The organism is Pseudoalteromonas sp. CO342X (genome assembly GCF_004208915.1).
Taxonomy (GTDB): Bacteria; Pseudomonadota; Gammaproteobacteria; order Enterobacterales; family Alteromonadaceae; genus Pseudoalteromonas; species Pseudoalteromonas maricaloris.
In genome coordinates, this window is sequence record NZ_SGPH01000010.1 from 364,994 (window position 1) to 376,664 (window position 11,671).

Genomic DNA, 11,671 nt, shown 5'->3' on the forward strand with positions numbered 1-11,671 from the left:
ACGACCGTTAGATTTAACTAAGTTCTACCAATCAAATCTAACATAGCAAGTTAAGGCTTATCCAGATTAGCACTTTCCCAAATTAACATAAAAAAACCAGCGTAATGACGCTGGTTTTTTGGGTTACTTTTTCTTTTTAACCTTGGCGGCTTTCTTTTTCGCCTTGATTTTCACCGGATCTTTTTTCTTCTTCGGTGCTTTTGCTTCTTTATGTTTAGGTTCTAAACCTTTAATTACACGGCGCTTAAGTTTTTGGTCGGTGTAACGTTCAACCTTGCCTAAAATTTCAACATCGTGGGCTTCAACCAAGGAAACCGCGGTGCCTTTTTTACCAGCGCGGCCTGTACGACCGATGCGGTGTACATAAATATCTGCGGTGCGCGGCATATCAAAGTTAAATACGTGGCTGATATCTGCAACGTCGATACCACGGGCTGCAACATCTGTTGCCACTAAGATATTCGTCTTACCACTGTGAAAACTTGCCATTGCAGCCATGCGTTTGTCTTGTGGCATTTCACCACGCAGCCAAGTGGTTTTAATGCCTTTAGCAAATAGCTCGCCAACGAGTGTTTCTAGGCGTTCACGCGTTTTTACGAAGATAACCGCTTTGGTTACTTCTTCGTCATCTAGTAGTTGTGCGAGCAAATTGACTTTGTGCTCGTAGTTATCAGCAAGATGAACCCACTGATGGATTTTACCTTTTTCTTTACGTGATGGCGTGGCTTCAAGTAGTGCTGGGTCTTGTAATATACGTTCAGCAAACTTCTCAACGCTTTCGCCCTCAAGGGTCGCGGAGAACAAAAAGCACTGACGACGGTTAACCGCTTCAGAGCAAATACGTAGCATTTCTTTTCGAAAGCCCATGTCTAGCATGCGATCCGCTTCATCTAAGATCAGTAGCTCAACGTTTTCTGCGTGGAAGTTCTCGGTTTCAAGATATTCCATCAAACGACCTGGGGTTGCGATGAGGATATCATTGTTCTTTTCGAAGATTTCTTTGTGGCTACCGTAATTAATACCGCCAGTTACCACGCCTATTTTAAGGTTAACACCTGCGGCAAGGAGTTCACATTGCTCGTGTATTTGATAGGCAAGTTCACGCGTTGGCGTCATGATAAGTACGCGGGCAAAGCCTGGCTCTTTACGAGGGAAATCAAGCAAATACTGAATCGCAGGGATCAAGAATGCAGCGGTTTTACCCGTACCGGTTGGTGCGCTGGCGAGAATATCTCGGCCAATTAGCGCTTCAGGAATAGCCATCTGTTGAATGCTGGTGGGAGTATCGAAACCCATTTTTTTAATCGCACTAATCAGCTTGCTGTCTAAATCAAATTCAGTAAATTGCATATTGCATCACAAATAAAGGACAATAGCGGAATTATACGTTGCTATTGCATTTTCTCAAAGGTATAGGATGTCTCAGTTTGCATTTAAACAGTTTTCGGTGACCCAGCATCATGCGGCAATGAAGGTTTCGACGGATGGTATTTTGCTTGGCGCGTGGGTTCCTCTCGCTAAAGTCAACCGGGTTGTTGATGTCGGAACGGGAACTGGGCTTATCGCATTGATGTGTAAACAGCGAAGTCCAATGAGCACAGTCCATGCGGTTGAGCTTGATGACGATGCGTTAAAGGATGCAGAGTTTAATATCAAGCACAGCCCGTGGCCTGATATTGAGCTACATCGCTGTGCAATACAAGAGTTTGATAGCGAGCTGCGCTTTGACCTCATGGTATCAAACCCACCTTACTTCAACGCGAGTTTGAAAGGAGAAAATCAAGCGAGAAATAGAGCGAGACACACGGACAGCCTAAGTTTTGATGCGTTGCTTGATGCCTTCGAAAAGTTTACGACGGATGCTGGGCAACTTGCAGTAATTTTACCCTATCAAGAGAGTTTGCTCTTTTGTCAGCTTGCCAAAGCGCGAAATTGGTTTCTTGTTTCAAGCTGTGCGATTAAAACCACCCCGAGTAAATCTTACTCTCGCAGATTGCTACTGATAGGCAAACAAAGCATAGCACAACCAAGTCATGAGCAATCGTTGGTGATATACGATGTAGATAACCAATATACGAATGATTTTGTTTCTTTATGTCATGAGTTTTACCTAAAAATGTGATGGATATTTTTTGCTCGTATCGTGATTTATCTTCTACACTTTAGCTGAGAAATGGTCAGAATCATCGTGTCAAAAGTGCAGTCTGATTTACGTGTACTTAGCTGGTTTAATTCGCTTGTGTAGGTGTTCATGAAAAAAGCCGAGATCCCAAATAACGAAGAAAATCGTCTCAAAGCGCTGCGCGAATATAAGGTATTGGATACAGCTGCAGAAGCAAATCTTGATGAAATTACGCAGCTGGTGTCAGAGATCTGTGAAACGCCTATTGCGCTTATTAGCTTGATAGACACAAATCGCCAATGGTTTAAGTCCAAAGTGGGGCTGGATGTGGATGAAACCCATCGAGATATCTCCTTTTGTTCTCATGCTATTTTGCAAGAAGATGTATTTGAGGTGCAAGACGCCCTAGAAGATGAGCGCTTTTTTGACAATCCACTGGTTACTGGCGGCCCGAAAATCCGCCATTACTCCGGTGCACCGCTGATTAGCTCAGGCGGTTATAAGGTAGGCACTATTTGTGCTATCAGTGATAAGCCCAAAAAACTCACCGATTTGCAAAGGAAAACACTCGCCACCTTGGGTCGTCAGGTAATTCGGCAACTTGAACTGCGCAGAGAAGTAAACGTACTTAAACTGCTCAATGATTCCAAAGACAGTTTTTTATCTGATATCAGCCATGAACTGCACACCCAACTTAATGCCATCATTGGTTTTAATGATGTGGTACTCAACTCAGCTGAAGCTGAAGGGTTTTCTGAATCTACGACAAGCTACCTGCAAAATATAGAAACGGGGGGAAGTAAACTGCTTACTGTCATTGATTCCGTATTAGAGCTTGAGCTTATTGAAGGTGAAAAAGTTCAGTTTGAACCCATTCTTTGTTCATTATCCGATCTTCTCAAGCAGTCAGTTGCTCGCTTTGCTACTGAGGCAAAACAACACGATATTACTATTACGCACTCTATTGCTGGTGTCTATAAAGGTGAGGCTTTGATGCTCGATAAGGATAAAGTGTCGCGCGTTATAGAGACTTTACTCGACACTGCAATTCAGAGCAGCGAGGCTGGGCAAGAAGTGGTGCTCAGAGCATATGTCATTGGTAATGAAATACAGTTTATTGTAAAAGACAGTGGTAAAGGCCTTTCGGCGCTTGAGCAAAGTAATCTTTTTGACCGCTTTAGCATGTTTGAGGGTAGAGGAAACTTAGGGATTGGGTTAAGTCTATGTGTGACTAAAGCACTTATTGATATTATGGGGGGGCGGATCAGCGTTTCCAGCCAAGAGGGCGAGGGGACTGAGGTGGTGTTTATTATTCCGTGCAAAAGCGAAAGTGGAGTCAAAGTTGCTTTGCCACCAAAAACAGAGCACATCGCCATTTTCTATCATCAAATTGGTGTGATAGAAGACAATCCGCTTAATCAGCTACTGATCACTGCGATACTCGACAAACTTAGTTGTAGCTATGATATTTTCGAATCTGCTGAAGCCTATTTTGAAGTGGCAAAAGAAAAACACTTTGACATCATTTTTATGGATGTGAATCTTCCGGGTATGAGTGGAACAGAGGCCGCACATTTAATCAAACAAGAAAATTCAAGGTTACCGATCTTGGCGATAACCGCTGATATTTTCTTAACTCAAGCTCAAAATGAAGTTTTTGATAATGTGATCCATAAGCCGTACAAGCTATCTCAAATTGAGGCCGCATTGAGCCAGTTTTATAAGTAATAACACGGCCTTGAGTTACATTAATAAGTGCTAACGCTTACTGCGCTAAATATCTAATTCGGCGTATTCCGTCATGATTTGCTCTATCCAAGTCGCGATACGCTCGTCGCTTTTGTCGTATTGACTGTCTTCATCTAGTGCCAGGCCAACAAACTGACTTTTATCTTCGGTCAGTGCTTTTGACGCTTCAAATTCATAGTCGTCTGAATTTGGCCAGTAACCTAAAAAGGTGACGCCTTGAGGGGCAATTTTTTCATGTAGCATGCCTAGTGCATCTTGAAACCATTCACCATAACCTTGTTGGTCACCCATGCCGAATAGCGCTATCACTTTGTTGCTCAGATCAACGCTGTCGATATCGTCCCAGTGAGACTCCCAGTCTTCCTGAAGTTCGCCGAAGTCCCATGTTGAGATACCAAAAATGAGGAAGTCAAACTGCTCTGCTTGTTTTAGCGGCTCGTCCTTAATATTAAATAAGGTAATTGTGTCTTTGCCGATGATTTCTTGAATCTTTTCTGCGGCCATTTCTGTGTAACATGTTGTCGAGCCGTAAAATAACCCAATTTGCATTGTATTTATCACTTTCAATTTGACTGGTATTATAGGTCGCAAGTCTACATCATGACGTTAATAATTAATACAGGTACTCTGTGAGCGAACACCAAGCAACTACCCATACACTGTCCGATCCGCAATATATAGAAGCCTTTTTAGATGCGCTATTTTTGGAGCAAGGGCTCAGTGAAAATACCATTGCAGCCTATCGCAGTGACCTTGAAAAGTTTCTCTTATTTATAAAAGCAGAAACCTCGGTGTCTTCTTTACTGGCAATCACAAGCCAAGACGTCGAGGCTTATTTGGCACACAGAATAGACAAGGGCTTAAAAGCAAAGAGTAACGCGCGAGCCATCAGTGCATTAAAGAGATTTTATTTATATTGGTTGCGAGAAAAACAAATCGCGCAGTCTCCACTGGATACTATTGCGCAACCTAAAACAACACCATCGCTGCCAAAAACCTTGTCAGAGCAAGAAGTTGAGGCCTTGTTAAATGCTCCTGATTGTGACGACCCGATGGGGCTGAGAGATAAAGCAATGCTCGAGCTCTTGTATGCCACGGGGTTGCGCGTGACTGAGTTAGTCGGGCTAAGAATGGAGCAAGTCAACATGAGACAAGCTGTTGTACTTGTTCGTGGTAAGGGAGGCAAGGAGCGCTTAGTGCCTATGGGTGAAGAAGCATTGCATTGGATCGAACAATTTCTCAAAAAAGGGCGGGGCTTAATGATCAAGCATGCTACCGATTTTGTCTTTCCATCCAAGCGAGGCATAGGTATGACGCGACAAACTTTTTGGCATCGCATAAAACACTATGCTATTTTGGCAGACGTTAAGTCGCCGTTATCGCCACATACGCTACGTCATGCTTTTGCAACACATTTATTGAATCATGGCGCTGACTTGCGAGTTGTGCAAATGATGCTTGGCCATAGCGACTTGTCGACGACTCAAATTTATACACATGTTGCCAGTGAACGTTTAAAAACATTGCACCAGCAGCATCACCCAAGAGCTTAATTTTTGTTGCTTGGGAATTATTTATGGTTACTCCGGTCTTAGTGAGTAGCACAAAGGGGCGCGTGAACCCCTCAAATAACAGGTTTAGAGAGAACATAATGAAAAAACTAATAGTTGCCGCTTCACTGGCATTGAGCTTTGGCGCTTTCGCTGAGCAAGTTGAGGGTCCTGTCGCACCAACAGCACAAGTAGACCCAATTACAACGCAATTTAGCGGATTAGGTATAACGGTTAAGCAAATCAAAGATAGTCCGCTTGCGGGCTTAAAAACAGTGATCACAGATAAAGGGGTACTGTATTCAAGTGCCGATGGTAAATACCTAATTCAGGGCACTATGATTGATCTTGATAACCGCCGTAATATCACCGAAGACGCGTTGAGTGATGTGCGCCAAAAAGGTATTGCTGAATACGAAGACTCAATGATCGTCTACAAAGCGGAAAATGAAAAGCATCAAATCACGGTATTCACAGACATTACTTGTGGCTACTGCCGCAAACTTCACCGTGAACTAGAAGATTACTTGGCAGCTGGTATTACCGTGAAATACCTAGCTTTCCCACGTGGTGGTTTGCGTGGTTCAGGCTATGAAGATTTGAAAAATGTATGGTGTGCAAAAGATGCCGCTGCTGCACTTACTGAGGCGAAAGCTGGTGGTGAAGTGAAACCAGTTGAAAACTGCCAAGCGCCAGTAGCCGAGCACTATCAACTAGGGCAAAGCTTTGGTATTTCAGGAACACCAGCGATCATTCTTGAAGATGGTTCAATGATCCCAGGTTATCAACCTGCAGCAGCTATCGCACAAATGCTAGATGCAAATAGCCCTAAGTCATAATGACTCACGCTTAGCGATGGAGTTCGCGTTGAGAACTCGATAAGATAGCAAGATAAAGAATATAAAAGGCCATTTTGGCCTTTTTTGTTTTGTGAAAAAGTATGCATACAGAAATTAAACCAAGAGAGCGGGTTGATGACAGCCATTTACCGGCTTCACTACATCCCGTGATCAAACAGCTTTATGCTGCCAGAGGGGTTAAATCGGTCGTTGAGCTCGATAATAGCGCCGCAACCTTACACGATTTTAAATTATTTAAAGACATCGAGCTTGCAAGCCAAATTCTGGCTGAAGCACTTTCTTTGCAACAACAAGTGTTGATTGTTGGTGACTTTGACGCCGATGGTGCAACGAGCACCGCCGTGTTAATGGAGGGGTTGCCTCAGTTTGGTTTTCAGCGTGTGGATTACCTCGTGCCGGATAGATTTAGCTTGGGGTACGGCCTAAGTCCAGCATTGGCCGAGCAAATCGTTGCTATAAAACCTGATTTGGTGATCACCGTAGATAACGGTATTTCCTGTATTCGCGGTGTCGAAATCGTGAAGCAGGCGGGTATTAAAGTGATTGTTACCGATCACCATTTACAAGGTGATGAGTTGCCGATTGCCGATGCCATTGTTAATCCAAATCGTCTTGACTGCGATTTCCCTTCAAAATCTATCGCGGGCGTTGGGGTTGCCTTTTATCTGCTGATAGCGCTGCGGCATTACTTACGGACGCAAAACTATTTTGTGGAACAAAATGTCGCGATGCCAAATTTGGCGACATTATTAGATATTGTTGCCCTAGGAACCGTGGCTGACGTTGTGGCTCTGGACGCGAATAACCGCACTTTGGTACATCAAGGGCTCGCCCGGATCCGCAGCGGTCAGACGCGACCAGGGATCCAAGCGCTTATCGAGGTTTCTAACCGTAATAATGCTAGATTAAGTGCCAGTGATTTTGGCTTTGCGTTAGCGCCAAGACTCAATGCCGCCGGGCGTCTTGACGATATGAGTTTAGGTATTGCTTGCTTGTTATCGAAAGACATTAACCAAGCTCGCCGTATTGCGTCTGAGCTCGATAGTCTAAATATAGAACGACGCGAGATTGAGCAAAGTATGCAGCAAGAGGCGCAAGCGGTATTGGAGCGTTTGGTACTTAAAAGCCAAGAAGTACCAGATGCCTTGTGTTTGTATCAAGATGATTGGCATCAAGGTGTGATAGGTATTCTGGCGGGACGCTTAAAAGAAAAATATCACCGTCCGTGCATTATCTTTGCACAAGGCGACAACGGCGAGATAAAGGGCTCATGTCGTTCTATTGAAGGTCTACACATGCGCGACCTGCTGGAGTCAATCAATACCCAGCATCCAGAGTTAATTGTAAAATTCGGTGGCCATGCGATGGCAGCAGGACTGACCATTTTAGAGTCTGAATTTGCGCGGTTTAAACAGGTATTCGAACAAAACGTCAGTGCGACGCTGAGCGAAGAAGCAAAGCAAAGCATTCTCTTGACGGACGGTGAACTGCCGGGCGATTGCTTCACCATGGATTTTGCTTTTGAACTACAGCAGGCAGGTCCGTGGGGGCAGCAATTTAGTGAGCCGGTATTTCAGGATGTATTTGAGTTAGTGCAGCAACGTATTGTTGGCGACAAACATCTAAAACTTGTGCTTAAGCATCGTTCAGGTCGATTGGTTGATGCGATAGCATTTAACGTTGACGTTCGGGCTTGGCCAAATCTCCAGGCAACCCATGCTTTGTTTGCCTATCAATTAGATATTAATGAGTTTCGTGGTAAATATAATTTGCAGCTCATTGTGCGTGAACTTCAGGCGCAACCGAATTTATAGAGATGTGCGTACTGAGTTTGTTAAAAAACTCCCAAAATTCTTACTTTAAGGGATGCTAAGCGCGGTTATTATTTGATACTATTGGTCGCTTAAATCTATGGTCTGACCCGTTGTCAGACCTGTTTGTGTGAATTCACAAACCGACAAATTTAGTTCTGGAGTAATGGTAAATGTTTGAAGTGAATCCTGTGATTAACCAAATCAAGGAAATTCGCGAACGTACAGAGCTTCTTAGGGGGTATCTTTGACTACGCTCTAAAGCAAGAGCGTTTAGAAGAAGTTAATGCCGAATTAGAAGATCCCGCTGTATGGAATGAGCCGGAAAGAGCCCAAGCACTGGGCAAAGAAAAATCGAATTTAGAAGTGATTGTTGAAACCATCGATAATCTCGTGTCTGGTGCCGATGATGCAGAAGGTCTGGTTGAGCTTGCCGTAGAAGCCGAAGATGAAGAAACTTTCACTGAAGCAGAGCAAGAGGTCAACGGCCTTGTTGAGCAGCTGGAAAAGCTAGAGTTTCGTCGTATGTTCTCAGGCGAGCAAGATGCCAACGATGCGTACATCGACTTACAGTCAGGTTCTGGCGGTACTGAAGCCCAAGACTGGTGTAATATGTTGCTGCGTATGTATTTGCGCTGGGCTGAGGCGAAAGGTTTTAAAGCCGAAATCGTTGAAGCGACCGATGGCGATGTTGCTGGTATTAAGGGCGCAACAGTTAAAGTCACGGGCGAATATGCTTATGGTTGGCTTCGTACAGAAACGGGCGTACACCGCTTAGTACGTAAGAGTCCTTTTGATTCAGGCGGCCGTCGTCATACTTCGTTTGCTTCTGTATTCGTTTACCCAGAAATTGACGACAATATCGAAATCGATATTAATCCTGCAGATCTTCGTATCGATGTATATCGTGCATCGGGCGCAGGTGGTCAGCACGTTAACCGTACAGAATCAGCGGTACGTATTACGCACTTACCAACCAATACGGTAGTGCAGTGTCAGAATGACCGTTCGCAGCACAAGAACAAAGATCAAGCGATGAAGCAGTTAAAGGCGAAATTGTTTGAACTTGAACTGCAAAAGCAAAACGCTGAAAAGCAAGCCCAAGAAGATGCAAAATCTGACATCGGCTGGGGCAGCCAAATCCGTTCATACGTGCTAGATGATTCACGTATTAAAGATTTGCGTACAGGTATTGAAAATCGCAATACCCAAGCCGTACTAGACGGCGATTTAGACAAATTTATCGAAGCAAGCCTGAAATCAGGCCTTTAATCCACAAGCTAAACTAAGAGCTAAACAATGACAGATCACAATCAAGACGAAAATAAACTTATTGCTGAGCGTCGTGGCAAGCTAGATGCGATCCGGGAAAATTGCCCTGCGAATGGCCACCCGAACTCATTCCGCCGCGAAGACTACACACAAGATCTACAAGCTAAGTTTGGTGATAAATCGAAGGAAGAGCTAGTAGAACTTGATCATCATGTTTCTGTTGCGGGTCGTTTGCTTGCGAAACGTGGTCCTTTCTTAGTGTTGCAAGACATGAAAGGTCGTATTCAGGCTTATGCTTCAAAAGACGTACAAAAAGACCTAAAAGAGAAGTATGGTCAATTAGATATCGGCGATATCGTTGGTGTTAAAGGTCCGCTTCATAAATCCGGTAAAGGCGATTTATACGTCGACATGGTTGAGTATGAACTACTGACTAAGTCGCTACGTCCACTACCAGAAAAGTTCCACGGTCTGACTGACCAAGAAGCAAAATACCGTCAGCGTTATGTTGATTTGATCACTAACATGGACACGCGTGAAACATTCCGTATTCGTTCAAAAGTGATTGAAGGTATTCGCCGCTTCTTAGCTGAACGTGACTTTATGGAAGTGGAAACGCCGATGCTACAGGTTATTCCGGGCGGTGCGTCTGCACGTCCTTTTGTAACGCATCACAATGCACTAGATATTGATATGTATCTACGTATCGCGCCTGAGCTATATCTTAAGCGTTTAGTGGTTGGTGGTTTTGATCGTGTGTTCGAAATCAACCGTAACTTCCGTAACGAAGGTTTATCTACGCGTCATAATCCAGAGTTCACTATGATTGAGTTCTATCAAGCATACGCGGATTACAATGATTTGATGAACTTGACTGAAGACATGTTACGCACCGTGGCACAAGACGTGTTAGGCACTACTACAGTTGTTAATACTGTGAAAAATGCTGAAGGCGAAGTGACAGAGACGATTGAGTATGACTTTGGTAGTGCGTTCCAGCGTTTGTCTATGGCTGATGCTATTTTACGATACGGCCCAGATGCTGAAGCACAAGCTGAAATCTTTAAAGATCCAGAAAACCACTTTGAAGCACTAAAAGCATACGCTAAGAAAGTTCACGTTAAGATCCCTGAAAACTGTGTATGGGGCCCAGGTAAGTTCCTATGTGAAATCTTCGAAGAAGTCGCTGAGCACAGACTTATCCAACCGACGTTCATCACTGAATATCCTTGGGAAGTGTCTCCGCTGGCGCGTCGTAACGATGAAAATCCATTTATCACAGACCGTTTCGAGTTCTTCGTGGGTGGCCGTGAGCTTGCAAATGGTTTCTCTGAGCTTAATGACGCTGAAGACCAAGCTGCGCGCTTTGCTCGCCAAGTGGAAGAAAAAGATGCAGGTGACGATGAAGCAATGCACTACGATGCGGATTATATTCGTGCGCTAGAGCATGGTTTACCACCAACAGCAGGTGAGGGGATTGGTATCGATCGCCTTGTGATGTTATTCACAGACTCACCGACTATTAAAGACGTTATCTTGTTCCCACACATGCGTCCTGAAGTGCAAGCTGAACAGTAAGTATTTTCACGTAATCTGAAAGTATATCTAGAAAAGCGCCTTATGGCGCTTTTCTGTTATTTGCGTAAGATAAATCTCACAGTATTTTTAAATACTTAGTTTTATTATGTAGTTATTGCCAACTCCTACTCATCATAAAAGTTGTTTCTCTTTTGAAACTAGATTATCCCAATTTCCTAACTAGTCTTTTTCAAGTTCTAATGCTGCGTTAAAAATAACAAATAGGGAATCCAATAAGATGAGCAATTATGAGTTTGAAAATGTCGATGAGCACGAGCAAGCGAGAATTTTATATTATCGGGCTTGTATCGCTGAGTTTCAGCAGCTTGGTTATCAAGAAGCATTTTTGGACGAAGTTTTGCGTCAACAACGTGCATTAAGAAATACCTGCAGCGATCCTAACCCTCTACAAAATGAGTAAAAATTGGCGTTAGTGCCGAGTAACTAAGCAGACTGCACAATCTATCACCATTCAGTGCTTTTTTACAAGAAAAGTATTTGACATATTTTTTCTAACCTATATTATACGCCCCACAAGACGGAGAGGTGGCCGAGTGGCCGAAGGCGCTCCCCTGCTAAGGGAGTATAGGGTTTGTAGCCCTATCGAGGGTTCGAATCCCTCCCTCTCCGCCATTTTTAATGGTTGTCTTGTACGGACGCATAGCTCAGCTGGATAGAGTACCTGGCTACGAACCAGGCGGTCGGAGGTTCGAATCCTCCTGCGTCCGC

Annotated in this window: 10 protein-coding genes and 2 tRNA genes; 10 read left to right on the forward strand and 2 right to left on the reverse strand. The window is 44.0% G+C overall.

Annotation, left to right across the window (positions count from 1 at the left end; genetic code table 11):
* Nucleotides 1–123: 123 nt before the first annotated feature.
* Nucleotides 124–1,350: an ATP-dependent RNA helicase SrmB gene (gene srmB, locus EXT47_RS03655; protein WP_010606189.1), complete on the reverse strand. Its 1,227-nt coding sequence runs from the start codon at nt 1,348–1,350 to the stop codon at nt 124–126.
* A gap of 67 nt (nt 1,351–1,417) precedes the next feature.
* On the opposite strand from srmB, the gene EXT47_RS03660 reads away from it, so the two are divergent.
* Entirely contained in the window at nt 1,418–2,122 is a 705-nt protein-coding gene (locus EXT47_RS03660) for a tRNA1(Val) (adenine(37)-N6)-methyltransferase (protein WP_039493613.1), read from the forward strand.
* A gap of 129 nt (nt 2,123–2,251) precedes the next feature.
* Entirely contained in the window at nt 2,252–3,850 is a 1,599-nt protein-coding gene (locus EXT47_RS03665; protein WP_130125906.1) for a response regulator, read from the forward strand.
* 45 nt (nt 3,851–3,895) lie between these two features.
* On the opposite strand, the gene fldB is transcribed toward EXT47_RS03665, so the two are convergent.
* Complete coding sequence (fldB, locus tag EXT47_RS03670; RefSeq protein ID WP_039493609.1) at nt 3,896–4,420, reverse strand: flavodoxin FldB; 525 nt, start codon at nt 4,418–4,420, stop codon at nt 3,896–3,898.
* Between the two features lie 80 nt (nt 4,421–4,500).
* On the opposite strand from fldB, the gene xerD reads away from it, so the two are divergent.
* The 8 genes from xerD to EXT47_RS03710 all read left to right on the forward strand — a co-directional run bounded on the left by xerD (nt 4,501) and on the right by EXT47_RS03710 (nt 11,670).
* Nucleotides 4,501–5,424, forward strand: a complete 924-nt coding sequence (gene xerD / locus EXT47_RS03675) for a site-specific tyrosine recombinase XerD (protein WP_039493607.1) — start codon at nt 4,501–4,503, stop codon at nt 5,422–5,424.
* A 98-nt stretch (nt 5,425–5,522) separates the two neighbouring features.
* The gene (dsbC, locus tag EXT47_RS03680; protein ID WP_010375978.1) at nt 5,523–6,260 is read left to right on the forward strand and encodes a bifunctional protein-disulfide isomerase/oxidoreductase DsbC; all 738 of its coding nucleotides are present in this window, start codon (nt 5,523–5,525) and stop codon (nt 6,258–6,260) included.
* A 101-nt stretch (nt 6,261–6,361) separates the two neighbouring features.
* Nucleotides 6,362–8,095: a single-stranded-DNA-specific exonuclease RecJ gene (gene recJ, locus EXT47_RS03685; RefSeq protein WP_130125907.1), complete on the forward strand. Its 1,734-nt coding sequence runs from the start codon at nt 6,362–6,364 to the stop codon at nt 8,093–8,095.
* Between the two features lie 170 nt (nt 8,096–8,265).
* Nucleotides 8,266–9,364, forward strand: a protein-coding gene (prfB, locus tag EXT47_RS03690) for a peptide chain release factor 2 (RefSeq protein WP_099030198.1) whose coding sequence is annotated in 2 segments (ribosomal slippage) — nt 8,266–8,340 and nt 8,342–9,364 — 1,098 coding nt in all. Because the reading frame shifts where the segments join, the coding sequence is not laid out codon by codon here.
* Between the two features lie 27 nt (nt 9,365–9,391).
* On the forward strand, nt 9,392–10,942 hold the full coding sequence (lysS, locus tag EXT47_RS03695; protein WP_039493603.1) for a lysine--tRNA ligase: 1,551 nt from the start codon (nt 9,392–9,394) through the stop codon (nt 10,940–10,942).
* A gap of 238 nt (nt 10,943–11,180) precedes the next feature.
* Complete coding sequence (locus EXT47_RS03700) at nt 11,181–11,363, forward strand: hypothetical protein (protein ID WP_039493602.1); 183 nt, start codon at nt 11,181–11,183, stop codon at nt 11,361–11,363.
* A 119-nt stretch (nt 11,364–11,482) separates the two neighbouring features.
* Nucleotides 11,483–11,575: transfer RNA gene (locus EXT47_RS03705), tRNA-Ser, on the forward strand.
* Nucleotides 11,576–11,596: 21 nt separating this feature from the next.
* Nucleotides 11,597–11,670 (forward strand) — tRNA-Arg (locus tag EXT47_RS03710).
* Nucleotide 11,671 lies beyond the last annotated feature (1 nt).

What these genes read in the sequence shown, in the direction of transcription:
- dsbC (WP_010375978.1), top strand. Translation starts at nt 5,523, where the DNA reads ATGAAAAAACTAATAGTTGCCGCTTCACTGGCATTGAGCTTTGGCGCT.
- fldB (WP_039493609.1), bottom strand. Translation starts at nt 4,420, where the DNA reads ATGCAAATTGGGTTATTTTACGGCTCGACAACATGTTACACAGAAATG.
- recJ (WP_130125907.1), top strand. Translation starts at nt 6,362, where the DNA reads ATGCATACAGAAATTAAACCAAGAGAGCGGGTTGATGACAGCCATTTA.
- EXT47_RS03665 (WP_130125906.1), top strand. Translation starts at nt 2,252, where the DNA reads ATGAAAAAAGCCGAGATCCCAAATAACGAAGAAAATCGTCTCAAAGCG.
- EXT47_RS03660 (WP_039493613.1), top strand. Translation starts at nt 1,418, where the DNA reads ATGTCTCAGTTTGCATTTAAACAGTTTTCGGTGACCCAGCATCATGCG.
- srmB (WP_010606189.1), bottom strand. Translation starts at nt 1,350, where the DNA reads ATGCAATTTACTGAATTTGATTTAGACAGCAAGCTGATTAGTGCGATT.
- lysS (WP_039493603.1), top strand. Translation starts at nt 9,392, where the DNA reads ATGACAGATCACAATCAAGACGAAAATAAACTTATTGCTGAGCGTCGT.
- EXT47_RS03700 (WP_039493602.1), top strand. Translation starts at nt 11,181, where the DNA reads ATGAGCAATTATGAGTTTGAAAATGTCGATGAGCACGAGCAAGCGAGA.